We start from the raw sequence: 21,003 nt of genomic DNA, 5'->3' as shown, positions 1-21,003 counted from the left end.
GATGCCCAGGCCTCGATGGGCTCGGTGGTCTTGCCCGGCACCTTGGCGAGATCGTCCCACCGACGTAGCCGCACCGCGTCCGCCATCCAGGGGTGCTGCGTCCGCCGCGCGGCCTCGTCGGTCGTCATCGTCCCACCCTGGAGCGTCATCGTGAAGCGCGAGCCCGGCGTCAGCGCGTCGTAGTACCCGGGCTCGATCGCGCAGAGATAGCGCTTCGCCTCCGCGTGCATGCGGACGAGCCAGGCCACCCGGGCGGGCACCCACGGGGCGATGAGGTCGGCCCCCACCTCGTGATGGCCCCGCGCTCCCGCCCGCGCGCCCAGCGTCTGATCCTTCTTGTCGAGGATCTCGCGTGGATCGACGGCGAAGCGCCCCACGTCGTGGAGCAGGCAGGCCAGCTGCAGGTCCTCGTCGGCGCCCGCCTCGCGCGCGAGCTCCGCGCACTGGAGCGAGTGCGCGAGCTCGGTGACGGGCTCGCCGCCGTAGAGGCGAGCCGCCGACCCCAGGAAGGCGTCGAGCAGCCGATCGGCCATGGTGGGCGTGGCGGTCATGCCGCGAGTGTACCGACGCGCTACCGATGCGAAAAGCTACTTTCCCGCGGCGGGGATCGCCCCTATACTGCGCCTGCGCGCCAGGGGGCGCGCGTCACGCCACGGCCGCGACGTCAGCGGCCCAGCCAAAGGAGACGAGCGCATGCCGGTAACGGTGAAGTTGATGGAGAACGGTCCGCTCATCGTGAACGGGGAGTGCGAGCTGCAGGACGCGCAGGGCAATCCCCTGCCCTCGAAGGGTCAGCAATTCGCCCTGTGCCGTTGCGGTGCATCCGCCAACAAGCCCTACTGCGACGGCGGCCACAAGAAGATCGGCTTCAAGAGCTAGCCCGAGCCGCCCGGCTTCACCATCTCCTGCGGGCGCACGAGGCGGTCGAACTCCTCCGCGGTGACGTAGCCGAGGGCCAGCGCGGCCTCGCGGAGGGTAGTCCCGTCTTTGTGCGCCCGCTTTGCGATCTGCGCCGCGCGGTCGTAGCCGATGTGCGGGGCCAGCGCGGTGACCAGCATCAACGAGTTGCCCAGGTGGTCGGCGATCCGCTCCGGCCGCGGCTCGATGCCCTCCGCGCAGTGGACCCGGAAGGACTCCACCGCGTCGGTCAGCAGACGGGCGCTTCTCAGCAGGTTCGAGACGATCAGCGGCTTGTAGACGTTCAGCTCGAAGTTCCCCGACGCGCCGCCGATGCCCACCGCCACGTCGTTGCCGCTCACCTGCGCGCACACCATGGTGAGGGCCTCGCACTGCGTGGGGTTGACCTTGCCCGGCATGATGCTCGAGCCCGGCTCGTTCTCGGGAATCGTGATTTCCCCCAGCCCCGAGCGCGGGCCCGAAGCCATCCAGCGCACGTCGTTGGCGATCTTGGTCAGGGACGCCGAGAGCGTGCGCAGCGCCCCCGAGGCCTGGAGATCGGCCTCGTGCGAGGCGAGGGCCTGGAACTTGTTGGGGGCGCTCACAAAGGCGCGACCGGTCAGGCGCGCGAGCGCCGCGGCCACGCGTTCCCCGAAGTCGGCGGGGGCGTTGAGCCCCGTGCCGACCGCGGTGCCGCCGATGGCGAGCTCGCCGAGCGCGGGGAGGCCGGCCCGCAGGCCGGCGAGGGCGTGATCGAGCATCGCCACCCAGCCGGAGATCTCCTGGCCCAGCGTGATGGGCGTCGCGTCCTGGAGATGGGTGCGCCCGATCTTGACGATGTCCGCGAAGGTCCGCGCCTTGGCATCGAGCGCGCCGCGGAGCGCGGTGACGGCAGGGAGCAGACGCCCCTCGAGCTGCTCGAGCTCCGCCACGTGCATGGCGGTGGGAAACACGTCGTTGGAGGACTGGGAGCGGTTCACGTCATCGTTCGGGTGCACGGGCTTCTTCGACCCCAGCACGCCGCCCAGCAGCTCGTTGGCCCGGTTGGCGATGACCTCATTGGCGTTCATGTTGGTCTGGGTGCCGCTGCCCGTCTGCCAGATCACCAGCGGGAAGTGATCGTCGAGGCCGCCCGCGATGACCTCGTCGGCGGCGCGGAGGATCGCGTCCGCCTTGTCGGCGGGCAGCAAGCCCAGCTCGCGGTTGACCTGGGCGCAGGCCTTCTTGACGAGTCCCAGCGCCCGGATGAACTCGCGCGGGAAGCGCTCGCCCCCGATCTTGAAATGCTCGAGCGAGCGCTGGGTCTGCGCGCCCCAGTAGCGGTCGGCGGGCACCTCGATGGGGCCCATCGTGTCGGTCTCGGTGCGAGTCTTCATGTCGCGCAGCATAGCACTGCGGTAAGCTCGCCGGCATGAACCAGACCTGGACGCTCGTCAATCCCGCCACCGAGGAGCCCTACCGCGAGGTCACCGCGATCTCCGAGTCCGAGCTGGCCGCCACCGTGGTGCGTGCGCGCCGCGCCCAGCGCGACTGGCGGCAGACGCCGGTGGCCGAGCGGGTGAAGATCGTCGCCCAGATGGTGCCGGCCTTCCGCGCCCAGGCGGACCAGGTTGCCCTCGAGATCACCCGCCAGATGGGGAAGCCGATCCAGCAGGCGCGGAACGAGATCAACACCATGATCGACCGCGCGGAGACCATGTGCCGCATCGCGGCGCCCGCCCTCGCCGACGAGGCCCTGCCGCCCAAGGAGGGCTTTCGCCGCTTCATCCGTCACGAGCCGCTCGGCGTCGTCCTCGACATCGCCGCGTGGAACTATCCCTTGCTCATCGCCGTGAACGTGATCGTCCCCGCCCTCCTCGCGGGCAACGCGGTGCTCGTCAAGCACGCCCGCCTCACGCCCCTCTGCGCCGATCACTTCGTGACTGCCTTCGCCCGGGCCGGCCTGCCCGCAGGCCTGATCGCCGCCACGCCGATGGACCACGCGCTCGCCGCCAAGGTGATCCGCTCGGGCCAGGTGGACTACGTCTCCTTCACCGGCTCGGTGGAGGGCGGGCGCGAGATCCACGGGCACGTGGCGAGCCGCTTCATCGACGCGGGCCTCGAGCTGGGGGGCAAGGATCCCGCCTACGTCGCGGAGGACGCCAACTTCGACTTCGCGGTGGAGAACCTGGTCGACGGCGCGTTCTACAACGCGGGCCAGAGCTGCTGCGGCATCGAGCGCATCTACGTGGCCCGGCCGCTCTTCGACCGCTTCGTCGACGCCTACGTCGCGCTTGTCCGGCAGTACCGCGTGGGCGACCCGGAGGATCCCGCCACCACCCTCGGCCCGTGTGCGCAGAAGAAGGTGGTGACCACCGTGCAGACTCAGGTGGCCCAGGCCCGCGCCGGGGGGGCCCGCGTGCTGACCGGCGGCACGCCCTGGAAGGGCCGCGGATACTTCTGCGAGCCTACCGTGCTGGTGGATGTCAATCACGGCATGAGCGTGATGTGGGAGGAGAGCTTCGGCCCGGTCATTGGCCTCATGCCCGTCGCCGACGACGCCGAGGCGATGCGTCTGATGAACGACAGCCCCTACGGGCTCACCGCCTCCGTCTGGACCGAGAACGCCACGCGCGCGGAGCGCTTGATGGACCAGCTCGACGCGGGCACCGTCTACGCCAACCGCTGCGACTACCTGGATCCGCTCCTGCCCTGGGTGGGCGTCAAGGACAGTGGCAAGGGTTGCTCGCTCTCGCACCTGGGCTTCCAGCACCTCACCCGCCCCAAGAGCTTCCACCTGCGCACGCGCACCGCCTGAGGGCGGGGTCGCGCCGTTCACGGCACGGGTAGGTCCTCCGGCGCCATCCGGCCGAGGATCTCGAAGGTGCCGTCGCCGTGGGGCGAGAGCACAAGCATCTCGCCCTCCGCCACGTCGACGCCAGTGGCGGCCCGGATGGTGAACTGGTGGGTGACGAGGACGAGGTTCCCACCGGTGGGCACGGTGCCGGCGAGCCGGTGAATCTCGGCGGTGCGGTCGGCCTGGACCGCCAGATCGCTCTCTGACGACTGGAGCGGCAGCCACGGCGTCGGCTCGCCGAAGGCCAGGCGCGCCGTCTCGAGGCAGCGACAGTAGGCGCTCGAGAGCACCCGCCCTACCGGGATCGTCCGGAGCCGGAACGCCTCCCGGATCCGGCGTGCGTCAGCCCGCCCCGCGTCGGTGAGATTGCGCTGGCGCGAACAGTCGGCGAGCGGCGCGTCCTTGTCGTCACGCTGGCTCATGTCGGTGGCCGCGTGACGGACGAGGATGACCTGCGTGCCCGCGCGGAGCAGGCCCCAGGCGGGATCTTCCCCAGCGGCGGCGGGCGAGGACAGCGCGACCACGCACAGCGCGAGGCCGAGCCCGAGCGCGCGCCGGTGTCGAGACATGTCGCCGAGGATACGCCGGGGCACGGAGCGACGCTACCGCGGCAGCGGACGGAGGAGCAGCCGGGCGCCCATCGCGAGCGCGGCCATGCCGATCACCCCCACGAAGCTCCGCGCCGCCCGCTCGCCGAGGAGACCGCTCACCACCGGGCCGAGAAAGATCGCGGCATCCGTTCCCACCCGATAGAGCGCGGTACGCCAGGCGAGGCCCTCGGCGCCTCCGTGCGCGCGCGCGATGCCGAGCGGGAGCATCCAGCCCGCAAGCCCGAGGCCCAAGCCCGCGCAGCCCGCCACGAAGAGCGGAAAGCTCCCGAGCCCCGTGCCGATGGCCCCGAGCCCCAGCACCATGGTCATGGTCGCGAGGACGGGAAGCCGGCCCACGCGGTCGGCGAGACGTCCGGCAGGCAGGAGGGCGATCAGGTCCACGACCTGCGCGAGGGCCAGCAGCAGTGAGATGCCCCCGCGCTCGAGCCCGAACTCACGCGTGCCCCGCAGCGGGACGAGGAACTGGCTCACCGACGACCAGGCGAAGGCCATGGTGATGCCCACCGCGAGCATCAGCCAGAAGACGCGGGCGCCGCGCGGCCTCGCGCCGCCGGCGGACGCGCTCGCGGTCGCTCGCTCGGGCGGCGGCGTCGGCGGGAAGCGACGCTGGATCGCGCGCGCCACGAGCGCGCTCACGATGAGCGGCGAGGACGCTACCGCCAGGGAGAGATTCCACGACCAGCTCGCCGGGAGCACGCCCACCACGAGCAGCCCACCCAGGATGCCGAGCATGCCCGAGAACTCGAAGGTGTTCAGACGAAACGATGCATCCGCGCCCTTGTCGTCGAGGAGGATCGCGGTGAGACCGCCGACCATCAGCAGCGTGTGCCCGACCCCCATGAGCGCCCGGCCCAGCACGAGCCACGCGAAGCTGCCGCCCACGGTGACGCAGGCGAGCCCGACCGACAGGAACACCGGCGAGAGCACCAGGGTCAGCGCCACGTGCCGCGCCGCGATGAGCCCCGCGGGCATCGCGCCCGCCATGCGCGCGAAACCGAACGCGCCCGCGACCACGCCGAGCTGCCAGTCGACGAGCCCGTGGGTGCGCGCGATGTCGGGGAGCACGGGGCCGAAGGCGCCGACGAGGAACGTGTTGCCGAGGATCACCAGACAGAGCAGCGTGGTGCCGCTCAGGGCGTGAATGGGCGGGCGTCTCCGAAGGGGTAGAACGGCGGCATGTCCTTGCTCGGGCGCATGGTGAAGCGCGGCGGACGCTTCTCGAGGAACGACGTGACGCCCTCGTAGGCGTCGGGGGAGCGGCCCATGTACTCCATGGCGCGCGAGTCGAGGCGGTGCCCGGCCATCGGGTGATCCGCGCCGAGCAGCGTCCACATCATCTGCCGGGCCAGCGCCACGGACACCGCGGACGTATTGTCCGCGATCTCGCGGGCGAGGGCGCGCGCGGTGGGCAAGAGAGCATCCGGCTCGACCACCCGACTCACGAGCCCACCCGCCAGCGCTTCCGCGGCGGGAAAGACACGGCCGGTGTACACCCACTCAGCGGCCTGGTTGATCCCCACCACGCGGGGCAGGAACCAGGTGCTCGCGGCCTCGGGCACGACGCCACGACGGCTGAACACGAAGCCCATGCGCGCCGCCGAGGACGCGATGCGGATGTCCATCGGCAGCGTCATGGTCGCGCCAAAGCCCACCGCGGCGCCGTTGATGGCCGCGATGACGGGCTTCTTGAGGGCGTAGACGCGCAAGGTGAAGAGACCGCCGCCGTCGCGGTGCGGCGCCGCGGAATCCCCGTCGGGGCGGGCCGCGCGATCGAAGGTCTTCCCGCCCGCGGAGAGATCCGCCCCCGCGCAGAACGCGCGGCCCGCGCCGGTGACGATGACGGCGCGCACGCTGTCGTCGGCATCGGCACGCTCCAGCGCCTCCAGCAGCTCGGCGAGCATGGTGCGCGTGAGCGCGTTGAGCTTGGCAGGCCCGTTGAGGGTCAGCGTGAGCACGCCGTCCTCGACCGCGTACAGGATCTCCGTGAACGCCATCGATCAAGCGCCCGGCCGCTCGGCGGCGGAGGCGTCGTCGCCCTCCTCGGCCTCCTCCTCCTCCTCGGCCGCCTTGAGCTTGCGGAACACCGTCTTGGGATCGATGCCGAGGAGCTTCGCGGTCAGGGTCTTGTTGCCGCGGGTCATACGGAGGGTCTCCTCGAGCATGCGCTGCTCGACATCCGCCAGCGGCGTGCCCACCCGGATGCGCAGGACCCCCTCCGTTCCCTCGCCCTCGCCCGGCGTGGGCCGCTCGACCACGATGGCGCGCGCGGTGACCTTGTCGGGGAGGTCTCCGACCTCGATGGACTGGCCGCGGGCCAGCACCACCGCCCGCTCCACCACGTTCTCCAGCTCGCGCACATTGCCCGGCCAGGCGTAGCTCTCGAAGCAGCGCAATGCGTCTTCCGAGAATCCGACCAGGTTCCGGTTGTTCTTGGCCGCGTAGATCCGGAGGAAGTGCTGGGCGAGCACCGGCACGTCCTCGGGACGGTCGCGCAGCGGCGGCGCCGTGATCGTGATGACGTTCAGTCGGTAGAAGAGGTCCTCGCGGAAGCGCTTCTCCTTGACCAGCGCCGAGAGGTCCTGATTACTCGCGGTCACGATGCGGACGTCGACCTTGCTGGTCTTGGTACCCCCGAGCCGCTCGAACTCGCCTTCCTGCAGAACCCGAAGGATCTTGGGCTGGGTAACCGGGGAGAGGTCGGCGACCTCGTCGAGGAAGAGGGTCCCGCCGTCGGCCAGTTCGAAGCGGCCCTCCTTCCGAGCGGCCGCTCCCGTGAAGGCGCCCTTCTCGTACCCGAACAGCTCAGACTCGAGCAGAGTCTCAGGCAGCGCGGCACAATTGACCGCCACGAAAGGGCCATTGCGCCGAGCTGATCGGTCATGAATTGCGCGCGCCAGGAGCTCCTTGCCCGTCCCGCTCTCGCCATGGATGAGGACGGTGGCGGAGCTGTTGGCGACCTGCTCCACGAGACTCATGGTGGCCCGCCACACCGGGCTGACGCCGATGATGTTGCCCTGGGCCAGGAGGTCGTCGAGGCGCCGCTGCAGGGCGCGGTTCTCCGCGATCAGCTCGCGGCGCTCGAGCGCTTTGCGGATGACGCGGATCAGCTGGGCGCGCTGGAACGGCTTGGTGAGGAAGTCCACCGCCCCGTCCTTCATCGCGGTGACCGCCTCCTCGACGGTGCCGAACGCGGTCAGCATGATCACGTCGACGTCCGGCTGCGCCGCCTTCACCTCGCGCAAGAGCTCGAGCCCGTTGAGCCCGGGCATGCGGAGGTCGGAAAGGAGAAGATCGACTCCACCCTCGCGCAGCCGCTCCATCGCGGCCTGGCCGTCGGGCGCGAGCAGCACGCTGTAGCCCTCCCGGGCCAGGGTGCGCTCGAGGCTCTGGCGTACGGCGGGATCGTCGTCGGCGACCAGCAGGGTGGGTGGCGTGATCTCAGGCATGCTCGGGTCTCTTGATCGGCACCGTGATGGTGAACGTCGCCCCCGCGCCGGGGCGACTCGACCACTGGATCTGGCCGCCGTGCTCCTCGGCAATCTGACGCGTGATCGACAGGCCGAGACCGGTACCCTGGGGCTTGGTGGTGAAGAACTGCTCGAACAGTCGACGGCCGACCTCCTCGTTGATGCCCGGTCCGCTGTCGCTCACCGCGATCTCGACGCTGTCCTCGACGCAGCGGGTCGTCACGGTGATGCTCCCGCCCTGGGACAGCGCCTCGAACCCGTTCTTGATCAGGTTGAGGACGGCCTGGCGCAGCAGGGAGCGGTCGATCGCCATCGACGGGACAGAAGGATCGGTCTCCGCCCGCAAGGTGATGCCCTGGCGGGAGGCGAGCGGCCGCACGAAATCGATGAGCGCCAATACCATGTCGTTCACCGAGTCCTCCTCGAACTGCGGGCGCGGAAAGCGCGCGAAGGCGAGGTATTCCTCGGTCAGGGCGTCGAGCGCGCCCACCTGATCGCGGATCGCGCCGACCAGCCCCTTGGCCTCTACCATCTCCGCGTCCGCGCGCTCGCCCACGATGTCGCCCAGCATCTCCGCGTTGAGACCGATGGCGGCAATAGGGTTGCGCACCTCGTGGGCCATCTTCAGCGAGAGCCTGCCCACCGTCGCCATGCGCTCGGCGACGACCAGCTCGTGCTGGGCGGCCTGGAGCCGGGTCAGAGTGCCCGTGAGATCGGCATTGAGCCGTTCAACCTCGGCGCGGCCGCGGCGCTCGCGCTCGGCGACGTGCGCCACGGCGAAGGCAGGCAACCCGAAGAAGGCCACGAGGATCATCACGGGCACCCAGCCGACCCACGGCGGCACCAGCCACGAGGAGGTAGCGTAGAGAAGGCCGGCGATCAGGGTCACCAGCATGCCCACGGCGCGGCCGAAGTAGTAGGCGTTGACCGCCACCAGCGGGAAGAAGAGCAGGTAGTAGAGGCTGTCGCCGCCGCCCGTGAGGTACAGCAGCGCGAACACGAGGAGGAGGTCCACCGCGAGGGCCCCGCTGAAGATGAAGCGGGTCGCTCGGGGGTTCACCGTCACCCACATGAGGATGCACGCCTTGTACGCGGCGAACCACAGTACGAGCGAGAAGACGTCGAAGCGGTAGCGGGGGCGCAGGGGAGCGAGCCCGAGGGTCGCCAGTCCGCCCACCATCACCACCGCGAGGAGGAAGGCGAACACGCGCTCGTCCCGCTCGAGGAGCCGGACAACCGCGGACCAGGGCCTGCGCGGGAGGGAGGTCATGCCATCGCTCCGCCGCTCACTATAGCGCGGCGGGCGGTCATTGCGCCCCACCCGCCACGGGCGTCGCCGGCGCAGGTGCCACGGCGGCGACGGCGGCCGCGCGCGCCTCTTCCCGCCTCAGGAGCGGCAGCGCGAGGAGAGGAACGAGCCCGATCGAGCTCGCGAGGATCATCAACCGGCCGAGCCCGACGTAGTCCTGCTGCGTGACCGCGAACGCCGTGTTGAGATAGCGCGTGCCCAGCTCACTGGCGGAGAGCGCCAGGTTCATGAGCGAGGCCATGACCGCGAACATGGTCGCCTCCGCACCCTCCGGCGCCGACTTGGCGATGAGCACGAGCATGGGCACCATCGCGAGCTGGCCCAGCGGCGCCGAGATCGTGGTGTCGATGAACGCGAAGGCCCGCGGCGACAGCCCGAACCACTCGTTGGCCCCGTAGAAGAGCCCGATGGTCGGGAGCGAGAGGAGGAATCCGGCGATGGTCACCCAGAAGATCGTGAAGCTCACCGGCCGGCGCGTGATCGTCTTGCGAAAGACGAGGAGGCCGGCCAGGCTCAGCACCGAGCTCACCTGGGCGAGGATGCCGAGGAACTGCTGGTCGAAGCCCAGGTGATCGATGGCCCAGTAGCTGTAGCCCTGCCCCACGCCGGGGACTGCCCGGAAGAGGAAGATCACGAAAGCGGAGATCGCCACCGCCCGCGACAGCCCGATCTGCCGGAGGAGCACCACGATGAGCACCGCCGACACCGCGAGCACGATCTCCTGCGTGAACGGGATGTCGAGCAGTTCGAGGCCCACGCTGAACGCGGCGTAGGCAAGACCCGCCCCCAGCACGAGGCGCGTGCGACCACCCTCCAGCGGGCCATCGGCGGCCGCGGCGGGCGGGGCGGCGGCGCGCGGCGGCACGCGAATGAACAAGGCCGCGACCGCCACAACGACCGGCAAGGCGGCGGCGATCGCGAACACCGGGCGCGGCCCGAGGGCGGCGGCGATGACGCCGCTGGCATAACCGACGCTGATGGTTCCCACGAGCAGCGCAACGCGGCCGAGGGTCTGCACCTGCGCGACCTCATCGTCGCTTCGCGCCACCTCCACCGAGAGCGCGTCGGCCACCACGTCCTGGATCATGAAGCCGATCACCACGAGGAGCATTGCCGCCAGGTACCCGTCTCGCGTCGTCACGCTCCACGCCACCAGCGCGTAGCCGACGAGCGAACAAAGGGTACCGAGGATCAGATACGCCTTTCGCCGGCTGCCGAGGATCGGGAAGGCGTCGGACGCGACGCCCACGATCATCTTCATGCTCCACGGCAGGCCCAGCCAGAACCCGATGCCCGCGGCGTCGGCCGGCGTGAGCCGCAGCGAGTCCTTCTGGAAGTACAGCGCGGCCACCCCCGTGATGCCGCTGGCGCCCCACGCGAAGTACGTGACGAGGATGGGGAGATATGCGGCGCGAAAGGTGCCGAACAGTCGCTGGAGGAGACCGCCCCGGGCCCGAGCGGTCCCGGACACGGTCACCGCCGAGTCGGGCATGGCCCTAGTCTAGCGCACGCGGCGACGCCGACCTTGACGCCGCGGCCGACCGCCCGGTAGGGTCAGGGCATGCCCCTCGCCGGCTCCGCCGTGCTCGCGATCTGGAACGACATCGCGCCGGGTGGCGACGCGGAGTTCGACCACTGGCACACCAGCGAGCACATTCCGGAGCGCGTGAGCGTCCCCGGCTTTCTGCGCGGCCGCCGCTACAACGCGATCGCCGGCAACCCGACATACTTCACCCTCTACGAGACCGACTCCGTGGCGGTGCTTCAGAGCCCGGCCTATCTGGCGCGTCTCGAAGCGCCCACGCCATGGACGTCGAAGTGCATCCAGCTCTTCCGCAACAATCGCCGCACTGCGTGCCGCACGACGGCGTCGCTCGGCGTGGGCATGGGAGGCGTGCTCGCCACGCTCGAGCTCGGCCCACTCGCCGGCCGCGAGGACGTGCTGCGCGCCTGGCTCAGCAGCACCGCCCTGCCCGCCGCGGCGGCGCGCGCCGGGATCGTGGGGGCACATCTCTGCGAAGCCGACGTCGACATGACGATCGTCCGCACCGCGGAGAAGAAGCTCCTGGATAGGCCCGACACCCTCGCACGCTGGGTGGTGATGGTGGAGGGGCTCGACCCGGAGCTCGTCGAAGGCGCCGTGCGTGCCCTCCTCGACACCGAGCACCTCACGCGCCACGGCGCCGCGCCCGACGTGTCCCTCGCCCTCTACCGGCTCGTCTACGCGCTCGCCCGCTGAGCGTCGCGCTCAGGGGAGCACCGGCCGGCGGCGGTGCCAGTCGGTCGCCTGCTCGTAGGCATGGCCCGCGCGCAGCACAGTCGCCTCATCGAAGGGTCGGCCGACGATCTGAGCCCCGATGGGAAGCCCGTCTGGGGAGGCGCCGCACGGCAGCGCCAGCACGGGCAGGCCGAGCCCATTCCAGGGACGCGTGAGGCGCGAGAAGCGCCCCATGCGCGCGGCGATGGCCTCGCCGTCCCCGGCGGTGACCTCGGCGAGCGCGGGGGCCGGGGTAGGCGTGGCCGGCACGAGCACGAGATCCGCGTCGTCGAACACGTCCTGGATGAATTCGCGCGTCAGCCGCGCCCGTAGCCGCAGCGCCTGCAGATAGTCGTGGGCGCTGATGCGCTCGCCCACCTCGAGCCGCGCCCGCACGGAGGGCTGCAGCTCATGGGGACGCTCGCGGAGGATGCGCGTGTGCACCACCGTGCTCTCCGCGCGGGCCACGATCCCGCTGACATCGTGGATCACCTGGGGATCGGGCAGGCGCAGCGGCTCGACGCGCGCGCCCAGCCGCTCGAGCGCATGGGCCATGTCATGGACGGCGCGCGTGACCTCCGGTGCCACGCCGTCGAAGTAGTAGTTGTCGGCGAGGGCGACGCGGAGCCCCCGGATCGGCCGCTCGAGCCCGGCGAGATAGTCGTCGACCGGACGCGCGCTCGCGGTGGCGTCCTCGGGATCCTCACCCGCGATGACCTCGAGCATCAGCGCGACGTCCCTGACCGTGCGGGCCATGGGGCCGATGTGATCCATGGACCAGGACAGCGGCATCGCCCCCGCGCGACTCACGCGGCCATAGGTGGGCTTGAGGCCGGCGATGCCGCAGCACCCCGCGGGCAGCCGGATGGACCCGCCGGTGTCCGTGCCGAGCGCGCCAAGCGCGAGCCCCGCGCCGACCGCGGCACCCGAGCCGCTGGACGAGCCGCCGGACACATGCCCCATCCGCCACGGGTTCTGCACGTCGCCGTGGTGCGCGTTGTCGCCGTAGGGGCCCATGGCGAGCTCGGCCATGTTGAGCTTGCCCAGCGTGATCGCGCCGGCGTCGGTCAGCCGCGTCACCGCGGTGGCGTCGCGCTCGCACACGAAGTACTCGGCGGTCTTGCTGCCGCACGAGGTCGGCAGCGGCGCGATGCGGAACAGATCCTTGTGGGCGAGCGGTACCCCATGCAGAGGACCCTGCCAACGTCCCGCCATCGCGTCCGCTTCCAGCGATTGGGCGCGCGCGAGCGCGCCGTCCCGGTCCACCGTGATGAAGGCGCGGAGGCGGGGGTCCAGCTGCTCGACGCGCGCGAGGCAGTCGCGCGTGATCTCGAGCGGCGAGATCTTGCGGGCACGAATGGCCGCGGCGAGGCCGGCGAGGGTCCAGTCCGTCATGCCCGTCGCCCGTCACGCGGGTCGCCGGCCGGCGCGCCCGACTCCAGGGCCGCCGCGAAGCGCGACGGCTCCTCCGCGATGGCGAGATCCGCCTCCGCACGCTCGATCAGGGCCGCCATGCTCGCAGCCTCGGCCCGCGCGGGATCGCGCGCCGGCGCGCTCATGGGGTGACCTCGACGTATGCGTCGCGTGTGATCCAGTCCATCGCTCCGAACCCGCCCACGAAGTAGGCGCCGGTCACCTCGAGGCGCCAGAAGGCGAAGTCCGCGAAGTCCACCCACATCGCGGCGCTGGGGTGCTGCGCCAGGTAGCGCGCGCGGTCCGCGGCGGCTTCGCTGGGGTCGAGGCGGCGCGCCTCGCCAAGCACGGTAACGCGCGGGGCGGCGAGTGGATCGTCTACCGGCTCGGGCGGGGTGACGAGCAGGGTGGCCCGTGGATCGGCCTCGAGATTCTTCGTGTGCAGCGCCAGCCCACTGATGAGAAACACGGGACGGCCCTGCTCGTCCGCGGCGTAGGGTGCCACCGAGCCGAACGGGTAGCCGGGACGCTGGCGGGAGTGCGTGGCGAGGGCACCGACCCTCCCCGCCTGCACGAGGGCGCGCGCCCGCGCCGCGAACGAGGGCTCGGGAGACGGATTCATGATCTGCTTCCGACTCTATCATCGGCGCGGGCCAGCCGATCGGCGAGCACGGCGGCAGTGGGCGCCACGATCACGGTGAGGGGCGTCTCCCGGTTCCGGAGGGTGATCTCGTGCCGCGTGAGGTCGCTCACGTCGATGCGCGCGCGGGTCGCCACGTCGCTCGAGATCACCAGCTCGCAGCCGTAGTCCTTCGTGAGCGCCTCGAGGCGGGCGGCGACGTGAACGGTGTCCCCCACCGCAGTGAGGTAAAACGCCTGGCCGTACCCCATGCCTCCCACCACGGCGGGCCCCACGTGGATGCCGATGCCGAGCCGCAGCGGGGCGTCGAGCTCCTCACCCAGCGCCTCGCCCAGAGCGCGTACGCGCCCCACCATCGCGCCCGCGGCAGCCAGCGCCTGCCGGCTCCCCGCATCGCCGCCCCCTTCCACGCCGAAGAGCGCCATGACGCCGTCGCCGGTGAACTGGTTGACGAGCCCGCCAGCATCGGCGATCGCGCTGCCGACCGCCTCGAAGTAACGGTTGAGGAAGAACACGACGTCGAACGGCAGCTTGTGCTCGGCCAGACGCGTGAAGCCGCGGAGATCGGCGAAGAGAACAGCGATCTCGCGCTCTCGCCCGTGACGGGCGCCCACTTGAAGCGCGGCGTCGCGGGGGGCGAGGACCGCGGGCATGAGCGGCACGACCGCGAGGTCGCGAGCGGGCCGGAGCTGGCAGGCGAGCCGGACATTGGCCGGCGCGCCCAGCCGCTCGAGCACGCGCCGCTCGTCGGCGCTGGGCGGGGGCAGGTCGCGCACGCCCCCGAGCACGCGGATCCGGCACGTCGAGCAGCGGCCACGGCCCCCACACACGGAGGCATGCGGCACGCGGGCGAAGCGGCTGGCCTCGAGCACGGACCAGCCGCGCGGTACCGCCACCTCGCGTCGGTCAGGATAGCTGATCCGTATCGAGTCGCCGCGTCGACGCTGGAGCGCGCGCATCCCACGCGCGGCCAGCACGCCGGCGAGCGCGACGCCGTAGGTCGCGAGGGCCAGCTGGAGGACCCGGCCCGGCGCGGCGCGCTCCTCCGCGCTGAGCGGGCCCGGAGTCCGCCCGAGTCGCTCGGCGAAGCCCGGCGTCGTCCGCGCGATGGCCGAGACCTCGCGGGCGCCGGCCGCGAAGCCCAGGAGTGCGAGGACGGGCACGAGGAGAGCGAGCGCGTAGAGGACCCGGGCGGCCCGCCCGTACCAAGGCCGGAAGCGTAGCCAGAAATGGACGCCCATGCAGCCGTGGATCCAGGCGATCAGCAGGAGGAGCACCTGCCGGATCCCCGCCACCGGCTCGACCGTCCACAGGAAGAGGAGCACCCGGGCATACGACGGTGTCGTGCCCAGGAGGTCGTCGGTGAGACGCGTGCCCGCCACGTGGAAAAGCAGGAGGGTTGGAATGGCGAGGCCCAGCACGAGCTGGGCAGCCTCCCACGGCGGCATTCGCAGCGTCCGGCGCCGATAGAGCGACCAGAGCCCCAGCGCCAGATGAGTGAGGAACGCCCCGTAGAGCGCCAGCGTACCGGGCACGCTCCGCCAGAGGACAAGGGCCCATGTCAGCCCCGCCTCCATCGCCCCGTAGGAGACCAGCCCCAGGGCATGGTTGAGGAGATGGCTGGCGACGTACGCGAAGAGCGTCAGTCCCGCCGCGAGCCGCAGCCTCCGGATGAGCGGCGCCGCGGCGACGGGCACTAGAGCGGGCTCTGGCCGGACGCCTTGTCGAGGAAGCGCAGCAGCACGCGATTGAACTCCTCGGGCTGCTCGAGGTTCGAGAGGTGCGATGCCGAGCGCAACACGGCGAGCTCCGCGGACGGCAGCGCGGCGTGGATGTCGCGGGCCATCTCCAGCGGCGTGCCCGGATCCTCCTCGCCGACGATGACGAGCGCGGGGCACGTCACCGTCCCGAGGCGGTCGGTGACATTGATCTTGGGAAGGGCGTGACAGCAGCCGATGTAGCCCTGGGGCGGCGTGTTCCGGATCAGCGCGCCCACGCGCGTCATCATGTCCTTGCGGCGCACGCGGAATGGCGCGGTGAACCAGCGGCCCAGCGTGGGCTCGACGTGCGGCTCCATGCCCTTGGCCTCGGTAGTGCGGATGCGCTCTTCCCAGATCGGGACGGCGGCCGCCGGGTAGCGGCTCGTGGTATCGCAGAGGACGAGGCTCTTCACCATCTTGGGGTGCTTCAGCGCGTAGACCTGCCCGATCATTCCGCCCATGGAAAGGCCCACGAAGTGCGTTTCGGTGATCCCGAGCCCGCCCAGCAGGGCGTGGAGATCATCGGCCAGCTGCTCGAGGGTGTACGCGCCGGCGGGCGCGCTCGTTCCGCCGTGGCCGCGCGTGTCGTAGCGAAGGACGCGGTAGCGCCCGCGGAGGGCTGCCACCTGCTCGTCCCACATCGCGAGGCTGCAGGCCAGGGAGTGGCTGAACGTGACGACCGGTCCCTGCCCCTCGAGCTCGTAGTTGATGTCGATGCCGTTGGCGGTGAGCTTCATCGCATCCTCTCCTTCACTCGCGAGTCGCGGTGCTCGGGCAGATCTGGTTGTACGCACAGAATCGGCAGGTCTGGTACCCGGGCGTGGCCTCGAAGCGCCGACCCCGGATGCCTGCTGCCGCCTCCAGGATCGCCCGCTCCGCCTCGGCCAGATCCTGCTCGGTGGGCACGTGACGCCCGGCGAGACCCGACTCGAGGAAGCGCAGCTCCACCCGGGCCGGCAACCGCCCCGTCGCGTGCCGATGGGCCAGAGCATACATCTTCAGCTGGAGGCTCTGCCGGGCCCGACGATCGGCGACCTTCTGATCGATGACGTCGCTCGACTTGTAGTCCACGATCACGGTGCCGCCGGGCTCCTCGTCGATCCGGTCGAACCGCCCCCTGACGCGCGTGGGGCCGAGCCCGAACACGAACTCCTGCTCTACCGACGCCGGCTTGCCGCCCGAAGCCTCCTCCTCGTGGTAGAAGCGCGTGAGCGCCTCGATGCCCGCGCGCTTGCGCTGCTCCTCGTGCTCGCGCGTGAGAAAGCCCTCGTTCCGCCAGGCGTCCTCGAAGGCGCGGAGGAAATCCTCCAGCGAGGTGAAGTTCCCCACCGCGCGCCGGCGCAGATAGAACTCGACCGCGGTGTGCAGCGCGCTGCCGTACACGATCGCGTGGTGCTGCCGTAGCGGGATGCGCAGCAGGTGCACGTACTGGTACTTGAGCGGGCAGGTGCGGTAATCGTCCACCTGGTGGTGGCTCACCGTGAGCTCGGCGTCCGGAGCCAGGATCTCGAACGCGCCCACCTGCCCCTCGGGCAGCGGGGCGTGCCGCATCAGCTCCTCGATGGCCCGGACGCGCGTGGGGCGGGCCGCCTCCTTGGGCAGGTCGAGAGCCTCCAGCACGAACTGGCTCACCTTCCAGCGCCGAGTGCCGCCCATGTCCTCGGCGCTGGTGAAGTAGAGGAGATCTCGGGCGCGGGTCATGCCCACATAGAAGAGCCGGCGCTCTTCCTGGAGGTGAAAGTCCCCGCCGGGGAGCGCGTCTTTGATGAGGGCGGCGGGCATCTCCACGGGCTCGGAGCGACGGGTCGACGGAAACTTGTTCTGTACGCAGTTCACCATGAACACAACCGGCCACTCGAGTCCCTTCGCCTTGTGCACGGTGAGAACGTGGACCGCGGGCGTATCGGCATCGGCCTCGACGACCGCAGGATCGTCTCCCGCGTCCATCAGCGCTTCGAGATGGAGGACGAATTCCCGGACTCGGTTGTAGCTGAGCACGTTGGCCGCGTCGCGGACGCGGTTGAAGAACTTGCTGACGTTCTTGACCTCCTGCTCGAGCTCCGCAGGCGCCTTCGCGTAGCGGGTCATGAGGCCCGAGTCCACGAGGAACTGGTACAAGAGCTCGCCGGTGGGCATCTCGCGCGCGAGCTCCATGTACCGGAGGAGATCGGTCACGAGTCGCCGCACCGCGGCGCGGCCCTCCTCGCTCAGCTGCAGCTCCGCCGGCGGATCGTGGAGCACGTCGAACAGCGTGCGGTTCCGCCGATGGGCCAGCGTGGCGCACTTGGTGAGGTCGACGATGGGCACCTGGTAGATATCGGAGGACGCGAGGTAGTGCAGGCTCACCGATTCGTCGGACAGCGCCACAGCGCGCAAGAAGGCAATGAGCAGCCGCACCTCGGGCCGCCCGTAGAGCCCCGCGTTCCCCGAGAAGGTCCACGGGAGCCCGCGCATGTTGAGGGCGCGGAGGAACGCGTCGGCGTCGTGGTTGGCCCGGACGAGGATGGCATAGTCCTTCAACGGCCGCCCCGCCGCGTGACCCTCGGCGATCATGGCCGCGATGTGATCGGCCTCGCTGGAGAGCGTGTCGAACGCGAGATGCTCGGGCGCCTTGCCTAGGCGTTCCCCGCCGTCGGGTGTGCGGGCGATAAGCCGCTTGTCGATCTGCTGAGCGACCTCCAGGCGGTCGGGGTTGTTGTGCTGGATGAGCCGGTACGCGGCGTCGAGGACGGCCTGGGGCGAGCGGCGGTTCTCCTGCAGCACTACCTTGCGCGCGTCGGGATAGGTGCGATCGAAGTCGAGGATGTTGCTCATCGACGCGCCGCGGAAGCGGAAGATGGCCTGATCGTCGTCGCCCACCACCGCCACGTTGCGATTCTTCGCGGCGAGGAGCTTCACCACCTCGAACTGCGCGTAGTTGGTGTCCTGGAACTCGTCCACCAGGATGAACTTGAAGCGGTCCTGGTAGCGCCGCAGCACGTGGGGGCGTGTGCGGAAGAGGCGGAGCGACTCGACGATCTGATCTCCGAAATCCACCTGGCCCAGCCGCGCCATGAGGGTCTGGTACTGCGAGTACGTCCGCGCGAGCTCCAGATGCTCCTCCGCCTGCAGGCGGGCCTCGTCGTCCACCGCCGCCGCGAGCAGCGCCTCCGCGTGGGCGAGGTACTCGTCGGGCCCCACGTCCTCGTCCTTGAGCCGGCTGAACAGGCTCAGGATGGCCTGCAGGTGCCGGGTGGGGTCGCCCAGAGGGCGGTAGTGACGCAGCGGGAACTCGAAGAGATGGTCGCGGAGGAAGATCACCTGCTCGGCCCGCGTGAGCACCCGAAAGTCCGGTGTGAGACCGAGCTCGAGGGCGTTCTCCTTGATGAGGCGATCGCCGAACGCGTGAAAGGTCGAGATCTGCACGTCAGCGTAGCCGTAGGGGACGAGGGTGTCGACCCGCTCCTCCATCTCGGCGGCGGCCTTGTCAGTGAACGTGAGGGCCAGGATCTCGGACGGGCGCGCGCGGCGGCTGGCAATGAGATACGCGATGCGCCGGGTGATGACCGTGGTCTTACCGGTCCCCGCGCCGGCGATGATGAGCAGCGGCCCCGCCTCGTGCATGACAGCCACCCGCTGAGGGCTGTCGAGGCCGTCCAGGATTCGATCGACGCCCCGCGGCTCTCGCTCCACGAGGGGATCATAACACTCTGTAGTAGGGGTCGAGGGACCGAACGACGACCCCTGGTATCCCGCCGGAGGCGGAGGCCCTAGCGGCGGATCTCGGTGCTGTCGGTGGCCATCAGCTCCATGAGCTCAGCGAGCGACACGAGGGCGATGTCCCCCCAGATCGTGCACTTGAGGGCCGCCAGCGCGGTGGCGGCGTCCACGGCTACCTGGGCGCCCCGACCGTCGAGCATGGCCCACAGAAAGCCCGCGGCGAAGGCATCCCCGGCCCCCACCCGGTCCACCACCGTGACGGCATAGCGCTTGCGCGGCGTCCATTCGACGTCGCCATCGAGCACGGCGGCCCCCGACTCACCGAGCGTGAGCGCGATGGTGGCGCGGGGGGCGAGGGCACGGAGATCCTTCAGCACCGCGCTGGCCGAGCCGCGCAGCTCGAACACCGTGTCCGCGTCGTCGGACCCCACGAAGAGATAGCGGACCGCGGGCAGCACCTCGACCAGGAACTGCCGCGCCTCCTTCGGCGTCCAGAGGCGCGAGCGGTAATTCACGTCGAACGAGACAGGGACGCTCGCGGCGGCGGCTTCGGCGATCGCGCGACGGATGACTCCGCGCAGCCCCTCGCCCAGCGCCGGCGTGATCCCGGACAGATGCAGGAGACGAGCGCCCCGCAGGATGGACCAGTCGATATCGTCCGCGACGAGCCGGCTCGCCGCCGAATCGCGGCGATCGTAGTGAATGCGAACCGGCCGCGGCGGCGGCGCGTACTCGAGGAAATAGAGGCCCATGCGCGTGCCTTCCGGTCGCCGGACCCCCGAGCAGTCGACGCCGTGGCTGGTCAGCTCGCGGACCGCGCGGTCGGCCCAAGGGTGCCCCGCCGGGAGACCGGTGATCAGCGCCGTGCGCATCCCCAGCCGCGCGCATGCGGCCGCCACGTTGGCCTCGGAGCCCCCGATCTGGACGTTGAGCGCGACCACCTGCTCGAGCCGTTCCGGCGGCGGCGCGGCGAGCCGGAGCATGACCTCTCCAAGGGCGACGAGATCGAACCCCATGAGGGCGCGGATCAGCTGGACGAGGTGAGGCGGACGTTCACGGAGCTGCCCAGCATGAGCGAGGACTTCACCGACTCGAGGTGGCGGGCGTGATCGAACGTCACGTGGGCGGGCTGGTTAGTGCGGGCCCAGGACGAAAAGCGCGTGATGTCGATGGTGGCGCGGAGCCGGCCCGTCGCGGGGTCCGTGGAGACGCGGAACCGGAGCGGCACCAGCTCGGCCCGATAGCCGCTCGGGGAGACGTCGTCGGGCCCCTCGTTCTCCGCCTTGGCGCGCCGGACCACCTCCGTGTGGTAGGAGCCATCACGGTCCGACTCGAGCTGACCCGCGGCGAAGTTGAGCGTGGCTGACGCGAGGTCGTCCACCGGGTGCCCCGTCGGCAGCTTGAGCACGTCGTCCACCTGTCGCAGGCGGCCGAGAATCAGCGTGCGCCCGACCGAGTGGAACTCGATCGTGCCCCGCTCATAGTCGTAGAGAGTCGACGAGCGGTTCTCGCGGCCCCGGATCGCGCCGCCGCTCCACGAGGCAGTGGGGAGGAAGCGGCCGCCGCGGATCATGCCGAGCGACTCCGTTCGATGCGTGACTCCGGAGCCCTCGCCAGTGAGTACCACGCGGTAGCGACCGGCCGCGTAGTCGATCTCCTCGACCACTGTACCGGTCACGTGGAAGGTCAGGAGGTCGAAGAGCACGCCCATGTCGGCCTGGTAGGAAAACGTTTTCCTGATGGAAGTCTCAGCCGAGGCCAGACGCGGCAGGACGAGCAGCCCGAGGGGGAGCGCGAGCAGTTGGCGACGCGTGAGTTTCGGCGTCATCGACCCCTACATTGTAGCCGAGCGCGAATCCGGGCGAAACTTGGATTAACCCTGATTTCTTGCTATCGTACGCGAAACCTCGCTTTAACTTTCAGCCATTTAGGGCGGAGGCACGCATGCGGAACGGGCGGCGCGTGGTCATCACCGGGATTGGGGTCGTCGCCCCCAACGGTATCGGCAAACAGGCCTACTGGGACAGCCTCGTCTCCGGCAAGTCCGGCGTCGACTGGATCACCGAGTTCGACACCGATCCCTACCCCTGCAAAGTCGCGGCGAAGGTGCAGGA

20 protein-coding genes are annotated in these 21,003 nt (G+C 70.4%); 4 read left to right on the top strand and 16 right to left on the bottom strand.

Annotated features, from left to right (window positions below):
* Positions 1-551 (bottom strand): HD domain-containing protein (locus VFX14_16725; protein ID HEU5191332.1); only part of this gene is annotated, 551 nt, incomplete at its 3' end.
* A 142-nt stretch (positions 552-693) separates the two neighbouring features.
* Here VFX14_16725 and VFX14_16720 point away from each other — a divergent pair.
* Complete coding sequence (locus VFX14_16720; GenBank protein ID HEU5191331.1) at positions 694-879, top strand: CDGSH iron-sulfur domain-containing protein; 186 nt, start codon at positions 694-696, stop codon at positions 877-879.
* On the opposite strand, the gene fumC is transcribed toward VFX14_16720, so the two are convergent.
* The gene (fumC, locus tag VFX14_16715) at positions 876-2,273 is read right to left on the bottom strand and encodes a class II fumarate hydratase (GenBank protein HEU5191330.1); all 1,398 of its coding nucleotides are present in this window, start codon (positions 2,271-2,273) and stop codon (positions 876-878) included. The genes VFX14_16720 and fumC overlap by 4 nt on opposite strands.
* 35 nt (positions 2,274-2,308) lie before the next feature.
* Between fumC and VFX14_16710 the strand changes: the two genes are divergently transcribed.
* Positions 2,309-3,694, top strand: a complete 1,386-nt coding sequence (locus VFX14_16710; protein ID HEU5191329.1) for an aldehyde dehydrogenase family protein — start codon at positions 2,309-2,311, stop codon at positions 3,692-3,694.
* A 17-nt stretch (positions 3,695-3,711) separates the two neighbouring features.
* Here VFX14_16710 and VFX14_16705 read toward each other — a convergent pair whose 3' ends face one another.
* From VFX14_16705 to VFX14_16680, 6 genes are read right to left on the bottom strand one after another with little or no spacing between them, the layout of a single operon-like run.
* Positions 3,712-4,302 (bottom strand): histidine phosphatase family protein, encoded by a 591-nt coding sequence (locus VFX14_16705; protein HEU5191328.1) that lies wholly within the window; start codon positions 4,300-4,302, stop codon positions 3,712-3,714.
* 33 nt (positions 4,303-4,335) lie between these two features.
* Positions 4,336-5,451 carry an MFS transporter gene (locus VFX14_16700; GenBank protein HEU5191327.1) on the bottom strand — a complete coding sequence of 372 codons (1,116 nt, stop codon included), beginning with the start codon at positions 5,449-5,451 and terminating at the stop codon, positions 4,336-4,338.
* A gap of 23 nt (positions 5,452-5,474) precedes the next feature.
* The gene (locus VFX14_16695; GenBank protein HEU5191326.1) at positions 5,475-6,338 is read right to left on the bottom strand and encodes a crotonase/enoyl-CoA hydratase family protein; all 864 of its coding nucleotides are present in this window, start codon (positions 6,336-6,338) and stop codon (positions 5,475-5,477) included.
* A gap of 3 nt (positions 6,339-6,341) precedes the next feature.
* Entirely contained in the window at positions 6,342-7,790 is a 1,449-nt protein-coding gene (locus VFX14_16690) for a sigma-54 dependent transcriptional regulator (protein ID HEU5191325.1), read from the bottom strand.
* Entirely contained in the window at positions 7,783-9,081 is a 1,299-nt protein-coding gene (locus tag VFX14_16685; protein HEU5191324.1) for an ATP-binding protein, read from the bottom strand. The genes VFX14_16690 and VFX14_16685 overlap by 8 nt, the downstream gene beginning before the upstream one ends.
* Before the next feature lie 37 nt (positions 9,082-9,118).
* Positions 9,119-10,612, bottom strand: coding sequence for an MFS transporter (locus VFX14_16680; protein HEU5191323.1), 1,494 nt, complete (start codon positions 10,610-10,612; stop codon positions 9,119-9,121).
* A gap of 69 nt (positions 10,613-10,681) precedes the next feature.
* On the opposite strand from VFX14_16680, the gene VFX14_16675 reads away from it, so the two are divergent.
* Positions 10,682-11,359, top strand: coding sequence for a hypothetical protein (locus tag VFX14_16675; GenBank protein ID HEU5191322.1), 678 nt, complete (start codon positions 10,682-10,684; stop codon positions 11,357-11,359).
* 9 nt (positions 11,360-11,368) lie between these two features.
* Here the strand turns inward: VFX14_16675 and VFX14_16670 are convergent, their stop codons facing one another.
* The 8 genes from VFX14_16670 to VFX14_16635 all read right to left on the bottom strand — a co-directional run bounded on the left by VFX14_16670 (position 11,369) and on the right by VFX14_16635 (position 20,717).
* Complete coding sequence (locus VFX14_16670; GenBank protein ID HEU5191321.1) at positions 11,369-12,772, bottom strand: amidase; 1,404 nt, start codon at positions 12,770-12,772, stop codon at positions 11,369-11,371.
* Complete coding sequence (locus VFX14_16665; GenBank protein ID HEU5191320.1) at positions 12,769-12,936, bottom strand: hypothetical protein; 168 nt, start codon at positions 12,934-12,936, stop codon at positions 12,769-12,771. The genes VFX14_16670 and VFX14_16665 overlap by 4 nt, the downstream gene beginning before the upstream one ends.
* Positions 12,933-13,412, bottom strand: a complete 480-nt coding sequence (locus VFX14_16660; GenBank protein ID HEU5191319.1) for a pyridoxamine 5'-phosphate oxidase family protein — start codon at positions 13,410-13,412, stop codon at positions 12,933-12,935. Before VFX14_16660 ends, VFX14_16665 begins: the two co-directional genes overlap by 4 nt.
* A complete protein-coding gene (locus VFX14_16655; protein ID HEU5191318.1) occupies positions 13,409-15,127 on the bottom strand; it encodes an adenylate/guanylate cyclase domain-containing protein in 1,719 nt (572 codons plus the stop codon). The genes VFX14_16660 and VFX14_16655 overlap by 4 nt, the downstream gene beginning before the upstream one ends.
* Positions 15,127-15,927 (bottom strand): 3-oxoadipate enol-lactonase, encoded by an 801-nt coding sequence (pcaD, locus tag VFX14_16650; GenBank protein HEU5191317.1) that lies wholly within the window; start codon positions 15,925-15,927, stop codon positions 15,127-15,129. Before pcaD ends, VFX14_16655 begins: the two co-directional genes overlap by 1 nt.
* Before the next feature lie 13 nt (positions 15,928-15,940).
* Positions 15,941-18,862 carry an ATP-dependent DNA helicase gene (locus VFX14_16645; protein ID HEU5191316.1) on the bottom strand — a complete coding sequence of 974 codons (2,922 nt, stop codon included), beginning with the start codon at positions 18,860-18,862 and terminating at the stop codon, positions 15,941-15,943.
* 77 nt (positions 18,863-18,939) lie between these two features.
* On the bottom strand, positions 18,940-19,905 hold the full coding sequence (locus VFX14_16640; GenBank protein ID HEU5191315.1) for a sugar kinase: 966 nt from the start codon (positions 19,903-19,905) through the stop codon (positions 18,940-18,942).
* Positions 19,906-19,916: 11 nt separating this feature from the next.
* On the bottom strand, positions 19,917-20,717 hold the full coding sequence (locus VFX14_16635) for a hypothetical protein (GenBank protein ID HEU5191314.1): 801 nt from the start codon (positions 20,715-20,717) through the stop codon (positions 19,917-19,919).
* Positions 20,718-20,833: 116 nt separating this feature from the next.
* On the opposite strand from VFX14_16635, the gene VFX14_16630 reads away from it, so the two are divergent.
* Positions 20,834-21,003: beta-ketoacyl synthase N-terminal-like domain-containing protein (locus VFX14_16630; protein ID HEU5191313.1), on the top strand; the 170-nt coding region annotated here is incomplete at its 3' end.

The sequence above is a fragment of the Candidatus Methylomirabilota bacterium genome (genome assembly GCA_035764725.1).
GTDB lineage: Bacteria > Methylomirabilota > Methylomirabilia > Rokubacteriales > CSP1-6 > DASRWT01.
The sequence above is the reverse complement of the archived record's forward strand: the minus strand, read 5'-3'. Positions and strand labels throughout refer to the sequence as shown.

Excerpts from the sequence above, each read along its gene's own strand:
- VFX14_16720 (HEU5191331.1), top strand. The coding sequence starts at position 694 with ATGCCGGTAACGGTGAAGTTGATGGAGAACGGTCCGCTCATCGTGAAC.
- fumC (HEU5191330.1), bottom strand. The coding sequence starts at position 2,273 with ATGAAGACTCGCACCGAGACCGACACGATGGGCCCCATCGAGGTGCCC.
- VFX14_16710 (HEU5191329.1), top strand. The coding sequence starts at position 2,309 with ATGAACCAGACCTGGACGCTCGTCAATCCCGCCACCGAGGAGCCCTAC.
- VFX14_16705 (HEU5191328.1), bottom strand. The coding sequence starts at position 4,302 with ATGTCTCGACACCGGCGCGCGCTCGGGCTCGGCCTCGCGCTGTGCGTG.
- VFX14_16695 (HEU5191326.1), bottom strand. The coding sequence starts at position 6,338 with ATGGCGTTCACGGAGATCCTGTACGCGGTCGAGGACGGCGTGCTCACG.
- VFX14_16690 (HEU5191325.1), bottom strand. The coding sequence starts at position 7,790 with ATGCCTGAGATCACGCCACCCACCCTGCTGGTCGCCGACGACGATCCC.
- VFX14_16685 (HEU5191324.1), bottom strand. The coding sequence starts at position 9,081 with ATGACCTCCCTCCCGCGCAGGCCCTGGTCCGCGGTTGTCCGGCTCCTC.
- VFX14_16680 (HEU5191323.1), bottom strand. The coding sequence starts at position 10,612 with ATGCCCGACTCGGCGGTGACCGTGTCCGGGACCGCTCGGGCCCGGGGC.
- VFX14_16675 (HEU5191322.1), top strand. The coding sequence starts at position 10,682 with ATGCCCCTCGCCGGCTCCGCCGTGCTCGCGATCTGGAACGACATCGCG.
- VFX14_16670 (HEU5191321.1), bottom strand. The coding sequence starts at position 12,772 with ATGACGGACTGGACCCTCGCCGGCCTCGCCGCGGCCATTCGTGCCCGC.
- VFX14_16665 (HEU5191320.1), bottom strand. The coding sequence starts at position 12,936 with ATGAGCGCGCCGGCGCGCGATCCCGCGCGGGCCGAGGCTGCGAGCATG.
- VFX14_16660 (HEU5191319.1), bottom strand. The coding sequence starts at position 13,412 with ATGAATCCGTCTCCCGAGCCCTCGTTCGCGGCGCGGGCGCGCGCCCTC.
- pcaD (HEU5191317.1), bottom strand. The coding sequence starts at position 15,927 with ATGAAGCTCACCGCCAACGGCATCGACATCAACTACGAGCTCGAGGGG.
- VFX14_16640 (HEU5191315.1), bottom strand. The coding sequence starts at position 19,905 with ATGGGGTTCGATCTCGTCGCCCTTGGAGAGGTCATGCTCCGGCTCGCC.
- VFX14_16635 (HEU5191314.1), bottom strand. The coding sequence starts at position 20,717 with ATGACGCCGAAACTCACGCGTCGCCAACTGCTCGCGCTCCCCCTCGGG.